This window comes from Naumannella cuiyingiana, assembly GCF_013408305.1.
Lineage (GTDB): Bacteria > Actinomycetota > Actinomycetes > Propionibacteriales > Propionibacteriaceae > Naumannella > Naumannella cuiyingiana.
On record NZ_JACBZS010000001.1, the window covers coordinates 3,118,762 to 3,140,275 of the forward strand.

A 21,514-nucleotide genomic window follows, 5' to 3' on the forward strand; every position below is an offset into this window, starting at 1 on the left:
ATTCGCGGACCCGACCGGCCAATGGTCTGGCATGGGAGTGGGGAACGCGCGGATCGCCCTCGGGCGGCATGGCGAGGATCTGGCGGCGGAGCTGTTGCAGGCGTCCGGCTTCGTCGTGCTGGAGCGCAATTGGCGCTGTGCCGCTGGTGAGGTCGACATCATCGCGCGCGATGTCGCCGCCGACGCCGTGGTGTTCTGCGAGGTCAAGGCGCGCCGGGGCCTCGGCTTCGGTGATCCGCTGGAGTCGATCACGGCAGACAAACTGCGCCGGTTGCGGCGACTGGCCGGCCACTGGCTGGCCGCCCACGATGCCGGCCCGACCCGGATCCGGCTCGACGCGATCGGCGTGCTGCTGGGCGGCCCACGACCGCGGCTGCGCCATGTGCGGGGGATCGGCTGATGAGCGGCGCCATCGCGTGCGCGTGGTCGGTCGCCCTGCTGGGCATGCGCGGCCAGCCGGTCGAGATCGAGGCGGCGGTCGGCGGCGGCCTGCCGCGCACCGTCCTGGTCGGGCTGCCGGATGCGGCGCTCTACGAGGCTCGCGACCGCTGCCGGGCGGCGGTCGCCAGCAGCGGTTTCGACTGGCCCGCGTCGCTGATGACGATCAACCTGACACCGGCCTCGCTGCCCAAGGCCGGCTCGCACTACGACCTCGGCATCGTCGCCGCCGTGCTCGCCGCGACCGGGGTCGGCAGCGCCGATCGGATCGCCGGGCAGGTGTTCCTGGGCGAGCTCGGCCTGGACGGCCGGGTCCGGCCGGTGCGAGGTGTGCTGCCCGCCCTGCTGGCCGCGGTCGAGCACGGGTTCGACCGCGCGGTCGTGCCCGCGGCGCAATGGGCCGAGGCGGCGCTCGTCGACGGCATCGCCATCACCGGTGTCGCCGATCTGCGCGAGCTGGCCGACCTGCTGCGGGGCCGGCCCCGGCCGGTCCGGGCCGCGGAGCCGGAGCCGGCCGGCCGCGGCGAGCCCGCCGCGGGGCCCGAGCCGCCCGATCTCGCCGACGTGGCCGGGCAGCTCGAGGCGCGGTGGGCGCTGGAGGTGGCGGCCGCCGGACGCCACCACCTCTTCCTGCAGGGGCCGCCGGGCGTCGGCAAGACCATGCTCGCCGAGCGGTTGCCGGGCATCCTTCCTCCGCTGCGACCGAGCGAGGGCCTCGAGGTCTGCGCGGTGCAGTCCCTGGCCGGTCGGGTGGTCAGCGACCGGGTGCCGGAGCTGCCGCCGCTGGCCGACCCGCACCACACGGCCTCGGTCGCGAGTTTGGTCGGCGGTGGTGCCCGGATCGCGCGGCCGGGTGCGGTCAGCCTCGCCCACCGCGGGGTGCTCTTCCTCGACGAGGCGGCCGAGTTCAGCCCGCGCGCCCTGGATGCCCTGCGCACCCCGCTGGAGACCGGCCAGGTGACCTTGGCCCGGGCCGCCGGGCAGGTGAGCTATCCCGCCAGCTTCCAGTTGCTGCTCGCCGCAAACCCCTGCCCGTGCGGCAATTCCGGGGTTGCCGGTGCGGTGTGTGAGTGTGCCCCCGCGGCGGTGCGGCGCTACCGCTCGCGGCTGTCGGGACCGGTCTTGGACCGGGTGGACATCCACCAGGAGCTGCGCCCGCTCCGCAAGGCGCTGTTGCGCAGCGCGCGGGAGCGGGCCGAATCGAGCGCGGCGGTGGCGGCCCGGGTGGTAGGCGCCCGGCTGCGCGCTCTGGCGCGGATGACCGACACCCCGTGGACGACCAACGGCGAGGTGCCCGGGCCGTGGATCCGGGCGCACTGGCCCGCCCCGGGCGGGGTCGAGCTGGTGGAGGAGGCGATGCTGCGCGGCAAGATCAGCGGCCGCGGTGCGGACAAGGTCATCCGGGTCGCCTGGACGCTCGCCGACCTGGCCGGTCGCGACGGGCCGGGCCGCGACGAGGTCCGCCTCGCGCTCGCGCTGCGGCGGGGCGAGGCCGCGCTCGATCGGGTGGCCGGATGAGCGCCGCGGTCGGCGACGCCGAGCGCGAGGCGCGACTCGGGCTGAGCTGCGTTGTCGAGCCGGGCTCGCTCGAGGTGGCCAGGGCCGTCGCCGAGCACGGTGCGATCGCGGTCTGGGCGGGCCTGCGCGGGGGAAGCGGTGCGCTGGCCCGGCGGGCCTCGGCGCTCGACCTGACCGCTGTCGCGCGACAGGCGGTCGATGCCGGAGCGCGGTTCGTCATCCCCGGCGATGCGGAGTGGCCGCGCGGCCTCGACGACCTCGGGGCGGTGTCGACGCGGGCGATCACCCCGGCCGAGCTGGGTGGCCTGCCGTTGGGGATCTGGTTGCGCGGGCCGGCCAGCGTCGCCGCGCGCTCCGTCGCCATCGTCGGCTCCCGCGCCAGCACCGCCTACGGCGAGGGCGTCGCGGCCGATCTCGCGGCCGACCTGGCCGAGGCGGGGGTCGCGGTGATCTCCGGCGGCGCCTACGGCATCGACGCCGCCGCCCACCGCGGCGCACTGGCCGGCGGAGGAGCCACCGTCGCGGTGCTCGCCTGTGGGGTCGATGTCGCCTACCCGCAGGGCAATGCATCGCTGCTGGCCGCGATCGCCGCTGAGCACCTGGTGCTCTCCGAGCTTGCGCCGGGCAGCCACCCCACGCGGGTCCGGTTCCTCGCCCGGAACAGGCTGATCGCCGCGGCTACGAGCGCCGTCGTCGTGGTGGAGGCCGCGCACCGCTCCGGCGCGCGGAACACCGCGAGTTGGGCCCGCGCCCTCGGTCGCCCGCTGCTCGCCGTGCCCGGTCCGATCACCTCGGCCGGATCGGTGACGCCGAACCAGTTGATCCGCGATCACGTCGCCGAGGCGGTGACCGGGGCAGCCGACGTGCTGGAGATCATCGGGCGGGCCGGCGAGGACCTGGCGCCGGAGCTGCCGCCGGATGCGCCGCGCCCCGTCGACGCGCTGCCGGCGGACCTGTTGGGTCTGTTCGAGGCGCTTCCGGGCCGTGGCGGCATCGCGGCCGGTGATCTTGCGCTGCGGCTCGCCCGGGAGCTGCCGCGGGTGATCATCGACCTCGGTCGGCTGGAGGAGGCGGGGCTCGCCCTCCAGCTCCCCGACGGGCGGTGGAAGATCAGACCCGGCGGCGCGGGCTGAGGGGTCGTCTGGCAGGGGAGCGGGGCATCGTCCGCCCGGCCCGGATGTCGATGGCGTGGAAGGCTGTGCTGTATGAGCTTCTATGCGCGAAGGTCGCCGCGGCTGGCGCGCCAGATCGCCGCCGACGTGTTCGTGGCCTGCTGGCTGGTCGCATGGTTCGTGATCGGCCGGATCGCCGACGGTGTGGTCCGTGCGATCGCGGATCCGGTGCGGGGGATCGCCGGTTCGGTCGCGGACGTGCGGCGCGACCTGGACGGCGCGGCCGACCAGGTCGGCGGCGTACCCGGCCTGGGCGACATGCTGCGGGCGCCGTTCGAGGCGGCCAGCGGCAATCTCGGCGGCGTCGTGGACGCCGCCGAGCAGCAGATCCGGGCCGTCGAACAGGCCGCGACCCTGGTCGGCGTGCTGACCTTCGCCGTGCCGGCGCTGATCATGATCGTCTGGTGGCTGCCGGGCCGGCTGCGGTTCCACGCGGACAACCGTGCGGCGCGGGCGATGCTGCGAGCCGGCCACGGCGCGGACCTGCTGGCGCTACGGGCGATCGCCCGCCAACCCCTGCCACGGCTCGCCCGTACCGGCGTTGACTTCGCCGAGGGCTGGCGGACGCGCGACCCGGAGACGATCGGCCGTCTCGCCGCGCTCGAACTGGAACGGGTCGGGCTGTAGCGCGGTCGCGACCGCCGCCAGCGCCTCGCCCGCCGCTCAGGCGATCAGATCCGCATACTCGGGATGGTCGGCAACGAACCGTGCGGTGTAGGGACACTGCGGAATGACCCGCCAGCCGAGCTCGCGGGCCCGGTCCAGGGCGAAGGAGGTCAGCTTGCCGGCGATGCCACGGCCCTGCCGCGCGGGATCCGTCTCGGTGTGGGTGAATGTGGCCACGTCGCCGGCCAGCGCGTAGTCGATCAGACCGACCACCTCGCCGGCGTCCTCGGCCAGGAAGCGTGCCCCCGCCTCGTCGTGTCGCAGCTCCATCGTCTGTTCCTCCTCCGGTTCGCGGTCATCTCCGACGCTCGGACCGCACAGTGATCACATGCCGGTCCATGATCAGATCCAGCCGTTGCGCCGGGCCAGCCTGGCCGCCTCGTGCCGGTTGGCGACGGCCAGCTTGGTGACGGCCGCGGACAGATAGTTGCGGACCGTGCCCACCGACAGCGCCGCGCGGCTGGCGATCTCGTCGATCGGCGAGCCGTCGGCGGCCAGGGCGAGCACATCGGCCTCTCGCGGTGACAGCGGCGAGTCGCCGGCCCCGATCGCCTCCGCGGCCAGCTCGGGATCGACATAGCGGCCGCCGTCGTTGATCGTCCGGATCACCGTGGCCAGCACCTGCGCCGAGACCGTCTTGGGCACGAAACCCCGCACGCCCGCGGCCAGCGCCGCCTTCAGGTAGCCGGGACGGCCGTGGCTGGTGACGATCATGCAGGCGCATCCGGGCACCTGCGCCACGATCTGCTTGGCGGCCTCGATCCCGTCCAGCCCCGGCATCTGCAGATCCAGGACCGCCACATCGGGGGTGGCGTGACGGGCCGCCGCGACGGCCTCGGTGCCGGAACCGGCCTGGGCGACCACCGCGAGGTCGTCCTCCAGGTCCAGCAGTCCGGCGAGCGCGTCGCGGATCAGGCCCTCGTCGTCGGCGAGCAGGATCGAGATCACCGTGCCAGCCTTTCACGCTCGCCGCGCCGACCGGGGATCGCCGGTCGGGCGGCGATACCCCGGCCGCCGCGGGCGGGATCTGTCAACGGCACCTCGGCCTGCACCGCGAATCGCCTGTCGTCGGACCGGGTACGCAGCTCGCCGCGGACGCTGGCCAGCCGCTCCCGCAATCCGGTCAGCCCCGACCCGCCGACGTGATCGGCCGGGGATTCGCGTACCCCGTCGTTGGTGATCACCAGGCGAACCCGGTCCCCGAGGCGATCCAGTCGGACGGTGACCCGGGTCGCGGTGGCGTGCCGGAGCAGGTTCGTCACCGATTCGCGCAGCACCCAGCCCAGCGCCTCCGACACCGGTTGGGGTAGACCGTCGGGGTCGCCGGCGATCTCGGCCCGGACGCCGGCCGACTCCAGCACGGACCGGGCGCCCACCAGCTCGTGGGCCAGGGTCGTGTGCCGATAGCCGCGCACCACCTCGCGTACCTCCTTGCCCGCGTCCTCGACGAGCTGATGCACCTCGCGCATCTGGACCGCGGACTCTGCGCTGCGGCCGCGATCGGCGAGGCCCGCGGCCAGCTCGCTCTTCACGGCCACGGTCGACAGCGTGCGGCCGAAGACATCGTGCAGGTCCCGGGAGAAGCGCAGACGCTCCTCCGCCACGGCGAGCCGGGCCGCCGTGTCGCGGGCCGACTGCAGCTCCCAGAGCACCCGCAGCATCCACGCGGTGTGCCAGAACGTGAGCAACACGAAGGGCGCGATCGCCGCGACCAGGATCGTGAGGCCGAGCGTGGCCCCGGCCGAGCCCGGACCGGGGAAGATCATCAACATTGCCGCCGACAGTCCGGAGGTGACGACGGAGGCGACCAACACATCGCGGAAACCGAGGATCGGCGTCACGCAGGAGAAGGCGTAGATCAGGGTGTAGGCGCCGAGCAGCGGCTGGATGAAGGCAGCGGACGCGACCGAGGCCAGCACACCCAGGGCGACCCACCCCACGAGCCTCCAGTCCGGCGGCCAGGACAGGCGCAGCGTGGAACGGCGGCGCATCGCCGCGAGAGTGCGACGGATGACCAGCGCCCCGACCACCGCCACGACCAGGGAGCCGACCAGGGCGAGAACTCCGCGCACCGGCTCGTCTGCGGCGCTTCGTCCCATCACGAAGAACACGAGCGGGATCGTCATCGGGGTGAGATACATGGTCCAGCGCAGGTAGAACTCCAGGCGCCGCGCATTGACCTGCGCCCATCCGGCGGTGTCCGACATGGCGACGATCCTGCCACCGACGAGCGGGCGCGGGCGTTCGGCGACTCATGCGCTGGGCATGACGCCTGTCAGGTGGACGCTGCCGGCCCGGGCCGGCCGAGCTCCAACCCCAGATCGCCGGGGGCGTCGGCGGGCACGGTACGCGGTGCCACCCACAGGCCGCGGGCGGTCGCGGTCACCACCCCATCGGCCTCGACCTCGCCGGTGATCCAGACCTTGCGGCCGCCCGGGTCGTCGGGACGCGCGCGGATCACCAGTTCGGTGAACAGTGGGGTCGCGGCCAGGTAGTCGATCGTCAGAGTGCGGGTGAACCGCAGCCCGTCGCGTGGTTGGGCCCGTCCCAGGACCGAGTCCAGCAGGGCGGCCACCATGCCGCCGTGCACCCGACCGGGCGGCCCCTGGTAGCCGACCCCGAGCGTCGTCCGGCCCACCCACGCATCCTCGGCCTTGTCCCAGCGCACCACGGGCGCCAGCGGATTCGCGGGGCCGCCGATCAGGGCGCGGCTCTGCCCGTGCACACCCGACAGCCGCTGCCAGAAGGCGCGAACGGCATCCTGTGGGTCCGCCGCGTACGGCTCCAGCAACTCCCGCGCCCGGTCCAGCACGTCCGCGAGCTCCGGCGGCGGTGTCTCGTCGTCGCCCGTCCGCACGACCAGGTCGATGATCTCGCGCAACCGCGCTGCCGTCGGTTCCCACGGTGACGAATGGCTCACCCGCGGGAGCTTAGCGTTCGATAGGTGGCCGACGGTGCGCGAGACCCGCAGGGCCTACCGCACGACGTCGTAGACGGCCTTGACGACCCCGTTGCCGTAGGCCTCGGACTCGCGCAGCGTCAGCCGCTGCTCGGCCTGGTTGCTGCGGCTGAAGATGCTCTTGCCCTCCCCGAGCAGGACCGGGAACACCAGCAGGTTGTACCGGTCGATCAGGCCCGCGTCGGCGAGGCTGCGGGCGACCTCCCCGCTGCCATGGACGAAGATGCCGCCACCGTCGGTCTGCTTCAGGGCCGCGACATCGTCGACCGAGCGCAGGATGGTGGTCTCGCCCCAGCCGCCGACGAGGTCCTGCTCACCGAGCGTGGTGGACAGCACATACTTCGGAAGATCCTGGTACGCCGCATGATCGGCCGACTGCGACCAGAACGGCGCGAACGCCTGATAGCTGCGGCGGCCGAAAAGCAGCGCCCCGGTGTCGGCCAGCTCCTCGCCCTTCAGGGCGAAGGCCGCCTCCTCGAACGGGGTGCGGAAGACCCAGCCGCCGCCCGGGTGCCCCTCGACGTCACCGCCGGGGGAGTCCATCACGCCGTCCAACGTGACGAACCCCGTCCATACCAATTCCCTGGCCATCTCGCTCAACTCCCTCGATGTGGGCCACTCGTGCAGCGGCGCTCGCGCGAAGAATAGGTGGGCAAAGGGTGACAGCACTGGCCCTCGCCGGTCGGGCTAGCCTGTCGCGGTGCTGATCCTGCTGCCTCCGTCGGAGGGCAAGCGCCGCCCGGTCCGGGGTCGGTCGCTCGATCTTTCGGCGCTGTCCTTCCCCGACCTTGCCGGGCTCCGGGAGCAGGTGATCGCTGCCACCGTCGAGGCCGCCGGGCGATCCGATGCCGCACGGCTGTTCGGGGTCTCCGCCGGGCTGGCGGGCGAGGTGGCCCGCAATGCCGCGCTCGCCTCCGCGCCGACGGCGCGCGCCGACCGGGTCTACGACGGCGTGCTCTACCGGGCACTCGACCCGGGCTCGCTGGACGCCGCGGCCAGGCGTCGGGCGGGCCGGTGGCTGGTGATCAGTTCCGCCCTGTTCGGGGCGCTGCGGCCGGCCGACCGGATCCCTGCCTACAAATTGTCGATGGGTGCCCGGCTGCCGGGCCTGCCCGAGCTGGCCGCGCTCTGGCGTACCGCCCTGCGGGGTCCCCTCGATGCTGCGGCCGGCACCGGTCTGGTCGTCGACTGCCGGTCCGGCAGCTATGCGGCTGCCTGGCGGCCGGCGCCGCCCGCCCGCTGGGTCCGGGTTGAGGTGCCCGGCGCGACCCACGACGCGAAGTTCGCCCGCGGGCTGGTGGCCCGCGCCGTGTGCGCCCACCCGGGCGTGCCGACGACGCCGGAGGACCTGGCCGACCTGCTGCCGGCCGGCTGGGTGGTCGGGCTGGACACCCGATCCGCACCGGCTGCGCGGCTCGAGGTCTCGGCACCCGCCGGATCCGCGGTTCCTTGATCGTGGTCACGATTTGGTAGCCTCCCTCCTCGGGACTGCACCACTCGGCATCGGCCGAGGACCAAATCGGGGGTCGTGGGGTCCCGTACTGTCGGCGACCCCTGCGCACTTATCGATTGGGGGAGCGGTTGACTGCGACCATTACGCCGCCAGCAATCCCGGGTTCGTCCAGTCGCACGGCGTCACGCCTGCAGGTCTCCCATCCCTCGCACGTTCGTCGCCCGGTCTCTCATCGGCCGGGTCGTCGGCCCGGTCGGCTGTCGCGCTGGTTGGCGCTCCCGCCGCTCCCTCCTGAGGTGAATCCCGACGCCGGACCGCTCGGGCGAGTTGTCCTCGCCTTGTGCGCGGTGGCCGTCCTGCTCATCGGCGTCGCCGGTCGCGCGGCCGGCTGGCCCGTGGCAACGGTCCTGCTGGCGACCTACCTGAACTTCGGGCCGGGGCTCGCCGTCGCGCTGTTCGGTCGGATGCCGTGGCACCGCCTGGTGCTTCTCGCGGTGACCGTCTCCCAGGCCGTGCTCGTTGCCGTCAGCTTCCCCTTCGCCTGGACCGGTGCGGTCCGCATCACGGCCCTGTGGCCGGTGCTGGCCGTGGTCAGCGGCGGGCTGATGCTGCTGGCGGTGCGCGGCGACCTGCGCCTGCTCGCCGCCGGCCGCGCCCGGTGGCCGCGGCCGAGTCGTGATCTCGCGCCCACGGCACTCGCCCTGCTCGGCCTCGGTATCTGCCTGTTCGCGGCGTGGCGCGTCGCCGGCCCGGCCCAACCGATGGGCGCGGCCATCACGGCCGGGCCGCTGTGGTTCGTCGGCGCCGCCGTGGTGCTCGCCGCGGTCGTGTGGTCCATGCTGGGCGGCTCGGTGTCCGGCACCGGTCGGCTCGCCGGCCCTGCCCTGATCGCGTCCTCCGTCGTCGTCACCAGCCAGTTCGTGATGTACCGGATGCCGACGGTGGGGGTCGCCGCCCGCCATCTCGGCATCGTCGACCTGCTCCAGGCGCGCGGCTACCTGTCGCCCGAGACCGACATCTACCAGACCTGGGCGGGCCTGTTCACCTCGACGGCCTTCGTCTTCGAGGTCGCCGGCGTCACCTCGCCGTTCGAGTACGCCGCGATCTGGGGCACGGTCGCGGCACCGGTCATGGTGCTCGCGGTGCGTACCCTCGCCGGCCGCTTCGTCATCTCGCGCAGGGCCTGGGTCGCGGGGCTGGTCTTCGCTCTGGCCAGCTCGCTGACGACCAGCTTCTATGCGCCCCAGGTCGTCGGATTCGTCTATGCCCTGATGATCCTGACCCTGCTCATCGGGCGCCCGCCCGCGCGGCACCCGTGGACCGATCCGTCGCTGCTGCTCGCCACGGCGTTGTGTGTTGCCCTCACGGTGACCCACCAGATCAGCCCGTTCCTGTTGGCCTTCGCCCTCGGCGCCCTCGCCGTCTTCCGGCTCGTCCGGCCGGTCTGGTTGCCCCTGATCCCGATGCTGCTGGCGGGCGGCTGGGCCTGGCTGAATCTTGGCGTGTTGCAGCGCTATCTGCCCACCGGGGCCTCGTTCGGGCGCATCTTCGACAATCTCGCGCCGCCCAGCCGTGCCGCATCGCCCTATCCGGTCTCGATCGTCAATCAGGTGACCTTCGGCGTGCCGGCCGCCGCCCTGCTGCTGGTCGGATGCTTCGCCGTGCTCACCGTGTTGCGATTGCGCACGCGGCTCGCGATCGGACTGACCGCCGCGGCCGCCAGCCCGGCGTTGCTGGCCGTCGGGACCGACTACGGGCAGGAAGGGATCTTCCGGGTGACGCTGTTCGCGCTGCCCTGGCTCGCGATCCTGGTCTCCTTGTGGCCGATGCCCACCCGCGTCCGGGTGCGCACGCCGGCGCGCATCGCGCTCGGCCTCGCGCTGGTCGTCATGTTCGCCGCCAACACCATCGGCCTGACCGGCATGGACTGGTCGCGGGTGATCCGGCGCTCCGACGTGGCGGCGGTGACCTACTTCGAGAACAACGCCCCGCCGGGTTCGCTCGCCTTCACCCTGGGTACCGGCGCGGCGACCCCGTCGCGGATCACGCGTCATTACGAGACGGTGGGCTTCCTCGGCCGCGAGACGCTCTTCCCGGCCGACCCGTTTGGCCAGACGGGCGGGCCGGACTACGACCCGGCCGCCGATGTCGACCGGACCACGGATGCGTTGCTGCTGACCGATGCCCCGCAGTACTGGGCGATCGCGACCACCACCACCGGCATCTTCGGCGACCGCTACGGCCAGCAGCGCCTCGCCGACTACGAGCGCCTGCGCGCGGCGTGGGCGGCGTCGCCCCGCTGGGAGCTCGTGTTCAGCGACGGCGATGTCCAGCTCTACCGCTATCGAGGGGAACGCGCGTGACCGAGCCGAGTCCGGTGATCGACGCCGACCCGATGCCCGCCGCCGTGATCGTGGCCCACGACCAGCCCACTCACCTGCACCGCCTGATCGCCGCACTCGATCCGCTGCCGGTCTTCCTGCACATCGATGCCGGCGCGCCGCGCGACCTGTGGCGCGAGATGACGGCCGGCCTCCCCGAGCGGGTCAGGCTGCTCCCGCGGGTCCAGGTCAGTTGGGCGGGCTTCGGCGTGCTGCAGGCCGAGCTGTTGGGTTACCGGGCGGCCCTGCGTACCGGTGCCGAGCACATCATCGTGTGCACGGGCAGCGACTACCCGCTGGTTTCCACCGACCGGATCGTCCGCACGTTGCGGGACCGTCGCGGATTCTCGTTCGGCTACATGCAGGCGCTGCCGATCGCCGAGTGGGGACCGACCCGCGGCTATGACCGTTTCGTGGTCCCGAACTGGCCGGTGCGGCGGCATCGGGTGGTGGCGCCGATCCCGCGTCGACGACCGCGCGGGCTGGCCCTCGCCGGGGGATCGCAGTGCAAGATTCTCGCCCGCCGGCACGCCGAACTGGTGATCGACCTGCTCGATCGCCATCCGCGCCTGCTGCGGTACTTCCGGCGATGCTGGGTCCCCGATGAGGTGGCCATCCCCTCCATGCTGCACAGCCCGGCCCTCGGTGGTCGCTGGCCGGCCGAATCGGTGCCGGGCCACCCCTGGTGGATGGACTGGGGCGAGGCCGAAGGACGGACCCGGGTGCGCAGCCCCGACTGGCTCGGCATCGCCGACTTCGAACGGCTGGCCGCTGCGGTCGCGGCCGGTCCCCACGTGATGTTCGCCCGCAAGATCGGCGACGACGCGGGCGATCTGGTACGCCGGATCGACGCCGAGCTACGAGCGGGAGTGGCCGGTGTCTCGGGTTGACAGCGACCGCGGGTCGCGCCAGGACCTGTTCGGCCGGGGGATGATCTATGTCGTCGTTTGGTCCATGCAACTCGTCGTGGCGACGGCGATCTCGCCGGTCCTGGCGCACCTGCTGCCCGTCGAGGAGTTCGGCGCGCTGGCGGCCGCCATCGCGCTGTACCAGTTGCTGTTGCTGCTCGCCGTCTTCGGCCTCGACCAGGCGCTCGAGATGCGCCGGCTGGAGGATCCCGACGCGGCCCGCACCCGCGGCCTGTTGGCTGCCGGGATCTGTTTCGCCTTCCTGATCGTCGCCGCCTTCGCGCTGAGCAGTCCGCTGTGGTCGTCGATGCTGGGATTCGCCGGCTACCGCGACCTGGTCCTGATCACCTTCGGATGGGCAGCGCCGGGGGCGGCGGTGATGTTGATGATGGCGTTGCTGCAGGCCGAGGACCGGCTCGCCCAATTCGCCTTCGTCAGCATCCTGTCCAGCGCCGGTGGCCCGGTGATCGGTCTGGCGATCATGTTGTCGATGGGCGATCGCAGCGCCGTCACCTACGCCTGGGGAGGGGTGTTCGCGCAGAGCTTGGCGCTGGTTCTCGGGCTGTGCTGGACCCGCCCGCGACCGGCCGGGCTGCGCGACCTTCCGGAGTTTCGTCGGGTGCTGGCCTTCGGCGCGCCTCTGCTGCTGGCCGGGCTCTCCCAATTCGTCCTCGCGGCGGCGGACCGGCTGGCCGTGTTGCGCGTGCTCGGCGAGGCCGAGGTCGCCCGCTACCAGATCGCCTTCACGATCGGCAATGTGATGTCGCTGCTGCTGACCTTCACCAATCGGGCGTGGCTGCCGCGGCTGAAGAGTCTCAGCGACGTGGCGCAGCGCTGGCAGGTCATCGAGCAGGCCCGCGACGGCATCTATGTGTTGCTCGGCTGGGCGATCCTCGGAGTCACCCTGGGCGCGCCGGTCCTGCTCCGCGTCCTCGCACCGCCCAGCTACCAGCCGGACAGCCTGGTGGTGGTCGTCTTCGTGGTGGCCTGTTGTGCGATCCCGGTCGCGTCCGGGGCGGCGAGCATGCAACTGCTCACCACCATCGGTGACACCCGGCCGCTGGGTTGGAGCGCGGTGCTCGCCGTGGCGGTGAAGATCGTGGTCACCGCCGCGCTGCTGGTCCCCCTGGGCATCCTCGGGGCCGCGATCGCCACCCTCGTCGCCCTGACCGCCCAGGTGGGCCTGCTGCGCTGGATCGCCACCCGCCGCCAGCCCGCGACCCGTCCCAATCGCCGGGTGCTCGGATTCGGCGCCGCCGCACTGGTGGTGGCCGCACTGTCGGTGCTGCTGCCGCAATCGGCAGGGTGGAACGCGGGCCGCTTCGCCATTAGCCTAGCCCTGACCATTCCGTTCTTCATGCGGATGCGCATTCTGCAGCGGGCAAACCCTGCTGCCCCTGACCCGGGAGAGAAATCGTGAGCCGACTGCGTTGGGCAGCCGCACTCGTTGGCATGGCATTGGTGGCCACGGCGACCTACTCCGTTGAACGGTCAACGGCGGCACCGTCGTTCAACGGCGACCAGGTGCCGCAGATCGACGGCTGGCGGGCGGATTTCTCCGAGGATTTCACCGCGGCCAGCGTGAATGATCAGAATTGGGGGCCCTACGGCTGGGGCTACCAGCCGGTCGGCAATGGCGCGATGGGTGTTTATCGACCCGAGAACACCACCATCTCCAACGGTACGCTGAATCTGACCTACGCCTACCGCGATGGCCAGTGGACCAGCGCCGGCGTCAGCGGCGCGCCGCTGTTCACGGCAGCCGGCGGTCGCTGGGAGTTCCGCGTCCGCCAGCCGCGCGCCGCGGGTCTGGGGTATGCCTTCCTGCTCTGGCCGGCCGGCGACAAGTGGCCGCCGGAGATCGACATCGCCGAGGGCAACTCCAACTCCCGGACCGTCAGCTCGTTCTACCACTTCCGGACCGCGGACGGTCGCGAGCGACTCGACGCGTCGCGGCAGGTCGACGATCCCTGGGTCTGGAACACCTACGGCGTGATCATCGAGGCCGACGAGTTGATCTTCACCCACAACGGCGAGCCCCACTCGCGGATCGCGCTCGACACCCCGGAGAAGCGGGCCGTGGTGAGCGAGCGCATGTGGATCGGGTTCCAGATCGGTGTGATGGACCCCAATGCCCCCGAGGCGGAATGGTTCGAGACGGTCAAGGGCGGCGTACCGAATGCGGAGACCCCCGCTTCCGGCACGGTCCAGATCGACTGGGTGGCGCACTACGTGCGTGACCCGGCCGCGTCGGGCGATGCCCGCTCCGACGGTGGGGGCGGTTCCCGCTCCGACGGCACCGGCGACCTGGCGTCCGGCGACGGCACGACCGCCACCGACAGCGGCGGCGCCGCCGGGGGCGAGACGAGCCGCTCCGGGAGCGGTGATGTCGCCGACGATCAGGGACGCACGCGCGGCGATCAGGGACGCACCAGCGGTGATCATTTGTGGAATCGCCTGAGGGAGTTTGCGGCTGGCGAGCGCCCGGGGCTGCCGTACAGCGTCTATGACCGATGAGGCAGGCGAGACCCCGGGGGAGGTCGCGCCATCCGGACCGATGATCTCGGTCTGCGTGCCCGCGCACAACGGCGGGCGCTTCATTCGCGAAACACTCGACTCCGTCCTCGGCCAACGCGACGCCGACTTCGAGGTCGTGGTGATCGACAACGCCTCGACCGACCAGACCCCGGCCATCCTCGAGGCGATCGACGATCCCCGGCTCCGAGTGGTGCGTACCCCGCGATTGCTGCCGATGGGGGAGAACTGGCGTTTTGCGATGACCCAGTTGCGCGGCGCACTGGTGAAGGTGGTGTGTGCCGACGACCTGCTGCGGCCCGGGGCGTTGGCCGCCCAGGCGAAGATCCTCACCGAGGACCCGTCGATCGCCCTCGTCGCCAGCCGCCGTGACTTCATCAACGCCGACGGGCAGGTGCGCGCCGCCGATCGCGGACTGCGCGGCCTGACCGGCCCGTGCGAGGCGCGCACGGTGCTACGCCGCCAGGTGCGCTGCGGGATCAACCAGATCGGCGAGCCCGCCAACGTGATGTTCCGGATGGCCGACTATGCGCGCACCACCGGCTGGAACGCCCACCGCGTCTACCCGATGGACGCCCAGTTGTGGGTGGAACTGCTACGGCTGGGCCGGCTGTACGCGCAGCCGCAGACGTATGCGGCTTTCCGGCTGAGTGGCAGCAATCTGTCCGCCAGCCACTCGGCCGAGCAGTACGCCCAGACCGACGAACTGCTCGGTGAGGTGGCGCGCGAGTGGGGGATTCCCCGCTGGCAGGGCGCACTCGGTCGCCTCGCTCGGCGCGCGGTGTGGGCGGCCTGGCGGATCCGGATCAAGCTGCTGGCACGCTCGGGCGCGGCGCGGTGAAGCCGTTGCGGCCGGGGCCGCTGGCCCGGGTGGCGGTGTTGGGCGCGCACTGTGACGACATCGCCATCGGGGCCGGCGGCAGCCTGCTCACCCTGTGCCGGGCCAACCCGGGCGTGATCATCGATGCGCTGGTGCTGAGCGGGGCCGGCACCGAGCGGGAGGCCGAGGAACGGGCCGCGCTGGCGGCGTTCTGTCCTGGCGCGGAGTTGCGGCTCACCGTGGCCGATCTGCCGGACGGTCGGATGCCGGGGGAGTGGGCGCGGGCGAAGTCCCTGGTCGCGGCGCATCGGCGTACCGGCGACCCGGATCTCGTGCTGGCACCCCAGCGTCGCGATGCCCACCAGGATCACCGCCTGCTCGCCGAACTGGTCGGGCAGGAGTATCGCGATCATCTGGTGCTGGGCTACGAGATCGTCAAGTACGAGACCGACCTGCCGACCGTGTCGGTGCACGTCGCGCTGGAACCCACCGTGGTCGGGGAGAAGATCGCGCTGATCACCGAGCACTACCCGAGCCAGCACGGGCGAAGCTGGTTCGACGACGAGGCATTCCGGGCCGTGCTGCGGATCCGCGGTGTCCAGGCGCAGGCCCGCCATGCCGAGGGCTTCGTGTTGGAGAAGGCGGTCCTCGACCTCACCGGCGGTGCCCAGAGTTGATCATGTTCGACCCATCCATCGGAGGATCTTGATGCGAGTCCTGTTGACCGGCCAGTTGGGCTATCTGGGTACGGTGATGGCGCCCGTGCTGACCGCCGACGGTCACGAGGTGGTCGGCCTCGACACCGGCCTGTATGCCGCCGAGCTGCTGGGCCCCGCCCCCGCCGACCCGCCCGCGCTGGCCGTCGACCTGCGCGACGTCACCGCTGATCAACTCGCGGGCTTCGACGCGATCGTCCACCTGGCCGCGCTGTCCAACGACCCGCTGGGCGCGCTCGACCCGGAGCTGACCTTCGCGATCAACCGTGACGCGTCCGTCCGGCTCGCCCAGCTCGCGAAGCAGGCGGGGGTGCGGCGCTTCCTCTACGCCTCGACCTGCTCGGTGTACGGGGCCGCCGGCGACTCCCTGGTCGACGAGACGGCCCCGCTGGCTCCGGTCACGCCGTATGCCCGCAGCAAGGTCGAGGTCGAGGACGAGTTGATCACGCTGGCCGATGACGATTTCCATCCGACCTCGCTGCGCAATGCCACCGCCTTCGGCTACTCCCCGCGGCTGCGGGCCGACATCGTGTTGAACAATCTGGTCGGCCATGCCGTGCTGACCGGACGGATCCGAGTGTTGTCGGACGGTACGCCGTGGCGACCACTCGTCCACGCAGCCGACATCGCCGAGGCGTTCCGGCAGACGCTCGCGGCGCCGGAGGAGGCGGTGCACGCCCGGGCATTCAATGTCGGCGACGAACGCAACAATGTCACGGTCGCGCAGATCGCCGACGAGGTCGCGCGCGCGGTGCCCGGTGCCGAGGTCGAGATCACCGGGGAGTCCGGGCCCGATCCGCGCTCCTATCGCGTCGACTTCTCCGCGATCCGGGAGGCGCTGCCAAACTTCGGGTGTCGCTGGTCGGTCGCGGACGGGGCGGCCGAGCTTGCGGCGGCGTACCGCGATCATGGGCTGGACCGGGCGGGCTTCGAGGAGTCCTTCGTCCGGTTGGCGACGCTGCGCCGCCGGCTCGACGCGGGCGAGCTCGATGACGGGCTGCGGCCGGTCCCCTTCGACTCGTGAGCAGGGTCGATTCGTGAGCCGGGGTGGTTCAGCCGCGCAGGGACGCCCACGGGCCGGCCGCCGCGTCGCGCTCGCTGATCAATCGCGGTTGCTCACGCCAGGGCAGCGCAAGATCAGGATCGTCCCAGGCCACCGCGATGTCCTCGGCGGGGTCATGTGGCCGGTCGATCCGATAGCAGACGTCGGCGGCGCGTTCGCCGATCACCTGGAAGCCGTGCAGGAAGCCCGGTGGAATCCACAGCGCGGCGAAGTCGGTGTCGTCGAGCCGCATCGCGTGGTGCCTGCCGAGGGTCGGCGAGCCCGGCCGCGCGTCCACGACGATGTCCCAGACGGCCCCGCTCGCGCACCGCACGAGCTTCGCCTCGCCCGCACCGCCGCGGCCGTGCATCCCGCGCAGGACGCCGGGCGCCGACCGCGACTGCGAGTCCTGGCAGTCGGGCCCGAGTTCCATGCCGTGCGCGCGGGCGAGCGCGGCGTCGAAGGTCCGGGTGAACAGTCCCCGCGGGTCGCGGTGGGCGGTCGGCCGGAGCACGAACAGCCCGGCCAGTTCGGTCTCGGTGATCTCCACATGATGATCATGCCGCCCGACCGGACCGGCGGGCGAGACCGGTCGCGGCATTTCTCGACGGCGGGCCGGGCGCGATGATCTGCCGGGCGTGCGGCCGGGCGGGCGGACGCGACGACGTGGTGCTCGACCTCGGCGAGCAGCCGATCACCCAGCACCTGCCGGATCCGGCCGATCCCGGTCCCGATCCGCGGGCCCCGCTGGCGATGTGGTGCTGCCGGGGCTGTGGCCTCGCCCAGTTGGCCGGCGAGGTCGATCCCGGCCCGGAGGTGGTCGGCGTCGAACCCACGGCGGTGCGCGATCTGGCCCGGTCCGCGCTCGCCGACGCGGGGGAGCGGGGGCTGCTGGACGGTGCGACCGTGCGCGAGTTCGGGTCGCCGCACGGCGGCACCTGGCTCGACCTGTTGCCCGGCCACCGCGTGGTGACCGACGGTGTCGCCGAGGTGGTGATCGACTCACTCGGGCTGATGCACGAGCCGGACCAGGCGCGTGCCGCGGGCAGGCTCGCCGCGGCGCTGGCGCCCGACGGGACGGCGCTGGTCCAGTTCCACGACCTGGCAGCGATCGCCGAACAACGACAGTGGAATGCGCTGCGGCACGGGCACTACGCCTACTACAGCGCGACGGCGCTGGTCCGGCTGCTCGGCGCGGCCGGACTGGTCCCGATTCATGCCCTACGCCACGACCTCTACGGCGGCTCCGTGGTGCTGGCGCTGCGCCACCGGGCGGCGGCCCACCCGCTGGACGGATCCGTCGCGGAACTGGTGGCCCGCGACGCCGCGCTGGGGATCACCGAACCGGCCGCGCTCGCCGGCATGGGCGCCGCCGCGGCGGAGTCGGTACGCCGACTGCGGCGCCACCTCGCCGCGCGCCGGGCGGCCGGGGATCGGGTGGTGGCCTACGGTGCCGCGTCGCGCGCGGTGGCGTTGTTCGCGATGGCCGGGGTCGGCGCCGGTCAGGTGCTGGCGGTCGGCGACGCCTCACCCGGCAAACAGGGCCGGGCGCTGCCGGGCAGCCGGATTCCGGTGGTGGCGCCCGAACGGCTGGCAGATCTCGCGCCGGACGAGGTGCTGGTCACGATTCCGGAGTTGCTGGTGGAGCTGGCGGCGGCCCGCCCGGAGCTTGCGGATCGGCTGGTTCGGCTGGATCGCGTGGACGACTGAGGCCGAAGGGCCCGCGCTCGGATCGGTAGCGCGGACAGTCGCACCGTCCACAGTCGCTGCCCGGGCGGTAGTGACGGTGCGCGTCGCGGCCGTGGCCGCAGCGGCAGGCATAGGTGGTCAAGTGCTGGCCTCCCCGAATGCGCCCCCGGTGATCACGGACGCCTCACCATAGCGGGTCGCCTCAGTCCGCCGCCGGTGCTCCGGGGCCCGGATCGCTGCCGCCGGGCCCGTGGCGATGCCGCATGTCGTCGGTGCTGATCGCGCCGGGGCGGCGTTCCGGTCGGCCGAACACCCGGACCAACTCGGCCTCCAGGCGCCCCGCATCGTAGGGCCCCGTGTGTCGCCGGTCGCCGACGAAGAAGGTCGGCGTACCGCGCGCGCCGCTGTCGTGCGCCGACTGCATGTCGGCGCGTACCCGGTCGGCCAACGCCTCGTCGTCCAGGTCGGTTGCGAACCTGTCGAGGTCGAGCCCGAGCTCGGCGGCATAGCCGAGCAGATCGTCGCGTTCGAGGCGGTCCTGGTGGGCGAACAGCAGGTTGTGCATCCCCCAGAAATTGCCCTGCCGCGCGGCGGCCTCGGCCGCTATGGCCGCATCGAATGCGTGCGGATGCACATCGGTCAGCGGCAGGTGACGGAAGATGTAGCGCCCGTTCACTCCCATCCGCTCGGTCAGATCCTCCAGCATGCCGGTGGCGTCCCCGCAGAACGGGCACTCGAAGTCGGCGTACTCGACCAGGGTCAGCTCGGCGTCGGGGTTGCCGCGGTAATGATCACGGCTGACATCGACCGGCTCGGACAACAGGTAGGGCAGGCTCGCCTCGGTCTGGCCGAACACGCGCGCGGCGATCTGGAAGATCGCGAAGCCGAGGGCGGCGGCGAGCACGGCGGCGAGCAGCACACCGACCGTCGCCTCGGTCTGCAACACGGGGTCGTCGAAGGCGAGGCCGATGATCAGCAGCGACATGGTGAAGCCGATGCCGGACATGGCGGCACCGCCCAGCACCTGACCGAAGCCGACGCCCTCGGGCAGGTCGCCGAGCCGCAGCCGGGTGGCGAGCAGTACGCCGAGCCCGATGCCGGCCGCCTTGCCGACCACCAGGCCGATCACCACGCCCCAGGTGAGCCGCGAGGTCAGGGCGTCGGTGAGGACGCCGCCACCGAGCGCGACGCCGGCATTGGCGAGCGCGAACACCGGGACGATGAAATAGCTGGTCCACGGGTGCAGCGCGACCTGCCAGCGCTCGTTGATCGACACCACGCGTTGCAGCCCGCGCTGGGCCTGCTGGCCCGAGTCCGGCAGCGGCGACTGCCGGAACGCGCGAAACAGCGAGGTGGCCGAGTCGACGTCGTCGCGGGTGGGCTCGTGGGCCGGGATCATCAGACCCGCGATCATGCCCGCGACCGACGGGTGCAGGCCGGACATCAGGGTCGCCAGCCAGAGTACGAAGACCGTGACGCCGTAGGGCCAGGTACGCCACACGCCGGCCCGACCGAGCAGCGCGAGCGCCACCAGGCAGGCGCCCATCACGGCGAGCGCGGCGAAGTTGATGTTGTCGGCATAGGCGATACCGATCACCGAGACCGCGGCGATGTCGTCGAAGACGGTCAGGGTGAGCAGGAAGATCCGCAATTGGGCGGGGCAACGCGGGCCCGCCAGCGCCACGGCCCCGAGCATGAATGCGGTGTCGGTGCCGATCACCGCGCCCCAGCCGCGCGCGGCCTCGCCGGTGGGATTGAGGGCGAGGAAGATCATCGCGGGCAGGGCGATGCCGAGCGCCGCGGCGATCAGCGGCACGGCGATCCGGCGCCGGTCGGTGAGTTCGCCCATCGACAGTTCGCGGCGTACCTCCAGACCGAGCACCAGGAAGAACAGGACCATGAGGCCGTCGTTCACCCCAGTGCTGCAGACTCATCTCCAGGTGCAGCGGACCGAGAGCGACGATGCCCTCGGTGTGCCACAGTTCGGCATAGGTCGCGCCCCACGGCGAGTTGGCCCAGACCAGCGCGATCAGTGCGGCGGCCAGCAGGATCCCCGCGCTGCCGGCCTCGGTGGACAGGTAGTGGGTGAGCTGGCGCGGCGTCCGGACGCCGGTGGAGCCCGCGGTCGTGTCGTTCGACATGAGGACATCTTGCCGCCTCGCCGTTGCCGTCTCCTCCGCGCTCACACACGAAAGACCCGCCTCCACAAGGGAGGCGGGTCTGTGTCGGTGGGTCGGACCCAACGGCGGATCAACCGGCGGTCAAGGATTCCTGATAGCGGCGCAGGAGGTTCTCGCGCCGTCGCTTGACGACTTTCGGGTTGCGTCGTTCCTCAGCGAGCCTGCGCTGAGACTCGGCACGCAACTCCGCAATTTTGCGACGGGTCTCGTCGACTGCCTGCTGTTCGGTACCGGTCAACGTGTCAGACATGGGAGTCCTGCCCTTCTCTCGTGCTTCATGGTAGTCGGAGGGAGCGTCGTTGCTGCGGCGCGACCGTCATTTGCCGAGCTTTCTCGGCCCGGTCTTCATCGCCAACACAAGCGCCATCACCCGGGCCATGGCGATGACCGTGAGCCGATCGGTCTCGGTCAGGTCGCCAACTTGGGGCGCGTTGACCGACAGCATGCCGAACACGACGTCGTCACCTGCCGGTGCCTTGGCGGTCACAGGCGCCGAGATGACTGTCTTGTACGGCTTTGCGTCCCAGTCGATGCGGGGCCATGGATCGGGGGCCGAGAGAATGCGACAGTCGGTGTCGCGGCCGGACATGATCTGCCATATCGGGTGATCCGGGTCGTCCTTCTCCACCCACTCGGTCGAGGCTTCGTCGACGCGGCCGCGGCTCTTCGGGTCACGTAACTCGCGCTGGCCAGAGGGGTCTGACGTCAATCGGTAGAATGAGGCCCGTACTCTCGACGCCGTTGGCGCGCTGGCGGCTGCACTAGCCAACTGCGACTGCAGCGTCTCGATCGCAACCTCCCTTGGTCGACCTTCTTGGAAGGCGATCCGGTGGCTGTCGTCCAGCAGCGTGAGAAGCGCGATCAGCGCGTCGCTAACAGCATCGTCTTGGGCTTCGCCCAGCACCACAGACACGTTCTTCTCGTAACGGTCGGCGACTTGGTCGAGAAAGACTGCGACGGCGCCAACGAAACCCAATCCAAATAGAACGGCGGGAGCCCACGGTGCCCCGGTTGCCAGGAGGGTGCTTGAAGTCCCT

22 protein-coding genes and 1 pseudogene are annotated in these 21,514 nt (G+C 71.9%); 13 read left to right on the forward strand and 10 right to left on the reverse strand.

Annotated features, from left to right (window positions below; genetic code table 11):
* The first annotated feature begins 31 nt into the window (after positions 1-31).
* The 4 genes from GGQ54_RS14625 (at position 32) to GGQ54_RS14640 (ending at position 3,755) form a co-directional block, all read left to right on the forward strand.
* Entirely contained in the window at positions 32-400 is a 369-nt protein-coding gene (locus tag GGQ54_RS14625) for a YraN family protein (protein ID WP_179446023.1), read from the forward strand.
* Positions 400-1,956: a YifB family Mg chelatase-like AAA ATPase gene (locus GGQ54_RS14630; protein ID WP_179446024.1), complete on the forward strand. Its 1,557-nt coding sequence runs from the start codon at positions 400-402 to the stop codon at positions 1,954-1,956. Before GGQ54_RS14625 ends, GGQ54_RS14630 begins: the two co-directional genes overlap by 1 nt.
* A complete protein-coding gene (gene dprA, locus GGQ54_RS14635) occupies positions 1,953-3,089 on the forward strand; it encodes a DNA-processing protein DprA (RefSeq protein ID WP_179446025.1) in 1,137 nt (378 codons plus the stop codon). The genes GGQ54_RS14630 and dprA overlap by 4 nt, the downstream gene beginning before the upstream one ends.
* A gap of 72 nt (positions 3,090-3,161) precedes the next feature.
* On the forward strand, positions 3,162-3,755 hold the full coding sequence (locus GGQ54_RS14640; RefSeq protein WP_179446026.1) for a hypothetical protein: 594 nt from the start codon (positions 3,162-3,164) through the stop codon (positions 3,753-3,755).
* Between the two features lie 36 nt (positions 3,756-3,791).
* Here GGQ54_RS14640 and GGQ54_RS14645 read toward each other — a convergent pair whose 3' ends face one another.
* From GGQ54_RS14645 to GGQ54_RS14665, 5 genes are all read right to left on the reverse strand, one after another.
* Entirely contained in the window at positions 3,792-4,115 is a 324-nt protein-coding gene (locus GGQ54_RS14645) for a GNAT family N-acetyltransferase (protein WP_281370147.1), read from the reverse strand.
* 21 nt (positions 4,116-4,136) lie between these two features.
* On the reverse strand, positions 4,137-4,742 hold the full coding sequence (locus tag GGQ54_RS14650) for a response regulator (RefSeq protein ID WP_179446028.1): 606 nt from the start codon (positions 4,740-4,742) through the stop codon (positions 4,137-4,139).
* Positions 4,739-6,001, reverse strand: a complete 1,263-nt coding sequence (locus GGQ54_RS14655; protein ID WP_179446029.1) for a sensor histidine kinase — start codon at positions 5,999-6,001, stop codon at positions 4,739-4,741. Before GGQ54_RS14655 ends, GGQ54_RS14650 begins: the two co-directional genes overlap by 4 nt.
* Before the next feature lie 68 nt (positions 6,002-6,069).
* Entirely contained in the window at positions 6,070-6,714 is a 645-nt protein-coding gene (locus GGQ54_RS17470) for a hotdog domain-containing protein (RefSeq protein ID WP_179446030.1), read from the reverse strand.
* 54 nt (positions 6,715-6,768) lie between these two features.
* Positions 6,769-7,344, reverse strand: a complete 576-nt coding sequence (locus tag GGQ54_RS14665) for a dihydrofolate reductase family protein (RefSeq protein ID WP_179446031.1) — start codon at positions 7,342-7,344, stop codon at positions 6,769-6,771.
* A 109-nt stretch (positions 7,345-7,453) separates the two neighbouring features.
* On the opposite strand from GGQ54_RS14665, the gene GGQ54_RS14670 reads away from it, so the two are divergent.
* The 8 genes from GGQ54_RS14670 (at position 7,454) to GGQ54_RS14705 (ending at position 16,590) form a co-directional block, all read left to right on the forward strand.
* Positions 7,454-8,206, forward strand: coding sequence for a peroxide stress protein YaaA (locus tag GGQ54_RS14670; RefSeq protein ID WP_179446032.1), 753 nt, complete (start codon positions 7,454-7,456; stop codon positions 8,204-8,206).
* A gap of 296 nt (positions 8,207-8,502) precedes the next feature.
* Positions 8,503-10,569, forward strand: coding sequence for a hypothetical protein (locus tag GGQ54_RS14675; RefSeq protein WP_179446033.1), 2,067 nt, complete (start codon positions 8,503-8,505; stop codon positions 10,567-10,569).
* Positions 10,566-11,477 carry a beta-1,6-N-acetylglucosaminyltransferase gene (locus GGQ54_RS14680; RefSeq protein ID WP_218843884.1) on the forward strand — a complete coding sequence of 304 codons (912 nt, stop codon included), beginning with the start codon at positions 10,566-10,568 and terminating at the stop codon, positions 11,475-11,477. Before GGQ54_RS14675 ends, GGQ54_RS14680 begins: the two co-directional genes overlap by 4 nt.
* A complete protein-coding gene (locus GGQ54_RS14685; RefSeq protein WP_179446034.1) occupies positions 11,464-12,915 on the forward strand; it encodes an oligosaccharide flippase family protein in 1,452 nt (483 codons plus the stop codon). Before GGQ54_RS14680 ends, GGQ54_RS14685 begins: the two co-directional genes overlap by 14 nt.
* Positions 12,916-12,947: 32 nt before the next feature.
* The gene (locus GGQ54_RS14690; RefSeq protein ID WP_179446035.1) at positions 12,948-14,012 is read left to right on the forward strand and encodes a glycoside hydrolase family 16 protein; all 1,065 of its coding nucleotides are present in this window, start codon (positions 12,948-12,950) and stop codon (positions 14,010-14,012) included.
* Entirely contained in the window at positions 14,002-14,871 is an 870-nt protein-coding gene (locus GGQ54_RS14695) for a glycosyltransferase family 2 protein (protein WP_179446036.1), read from the forward strand. The genes GGQ54_RS14690 and GGQ54_RS14695 overlap by 11 nt, the downstream gene beginning before the upstream one ends.
* Positions 14,868-15,527, forward strand: coding sequence for a PIG-L family deacetylase (locus tag GGQ54_RS14700; protein ID WP_179446037.1), 660 nt, complete (start codon positions 14,868-14,870; stop codon positions 15,525-15,527). Before GGQ54_RS14695 ends, GGQ54_RS14700 begins: the two co-directional genes overlap by 4 nt.
* Before the next feature lie 31 nt (positions 15,528-15,558).
* Positions 15,559-16,590 (forward strand): NAD-dependent epimerase/dehydratase family protein, encoded by a 1,032-nt coding sequence (locus GGQ54_RS14705; RefSeq protein WP_179446038.1) that lies wholly within the window; start codon positions 15,559-15,561, stop codon positions 16,588-16,590.
* Positions 16,591-16,618: 28 nt separating this feature from the next.
* Here the strand turns inward: GGQ54_RS14705 and GGQ54_RS14710 are convergent, their stop codons facing one another.
* Positions 16,619-17,158: a dTDP-4-dehydrorhamnose 3,5-epimerase family protein gene (locus GGQ54_RS14710; RefSeq protein ID WP_179446039.1), complete on the reverse strand. Its 540-nt coding sequence runs from the start codon at positions 17,156-17,158 to the stop codon at positions 16,619-16,621.
* 74 nt (positions 17,159-17,232) lie between these two features.
* Between GGQ54_RS14710 and GGQ54_RS14715 the strand changes: the two genes are divergently transcribed.
* The gene (locus GGQ54_RS14715; RefSeq protein WP_179446040.1) at positions 17,233-18,318 is read left to right on the forward strand and encodes a methyltransferase domain-containing protein; all 1,086 of its coding nucleotides are present in this window, start codon (positions 17,233-17,235) and stop codon (positions 18,316-18,318) included.
* A gap of 181 nt (positions 18,319-18,499) precedes the next feature.
* Here the strand turns inward: GGQ54_RS14715 and nhaA are convergent, their stop codons facing one another.
* From nhaA to GGQ54_RS14730, 4 genes and pseudogenes are all read right to left on the reverse strand, one after another.
* Complete coding sequence (gene nhaA, locus GGQ54_RS17475) at positions 18,500-20,212, reverse strand: Na+/H+ antiporter NhaA (protein WP_343045979.1); 1,713 nt, start codon at positions 20,210-20,212, stop codon at positions 18,500-18,502.
* Positions 20,213-20,273: 61 nt separating this feature from the next.
* Positions 20,274-20,438, reverse strand: a pseudogene (locus tag GGQ54_RS17480) (Na+/H+ antiporter NhaA); the annotation flags it as partial.
* 109 nt (positions 20,439-20,547) lie between these two features.
* Positions 20,548-20,727, reverse strand: coding sequence for a hypothetical protein (locus tag GGQ54_RS14725; protein WP_179446041.1), 180 nt, complete (start codon positions 20,725-20,727; stop codon positions 20,548-20,550).
* Between the two features lie 66 nt (positions 20,728-20,793).
* Complete coding sequence (locus tag GGQ54_RS14730) at positions 20,794-21,390, reverse strand: hypothetical protein (protein WP_179446042.1); 597 nt, start codon at positions 21,388-21,390, stop codon at positions 20,794-20,796.
* Positions 21,391-21,514 lie beyond the last annotated feature (124 nt).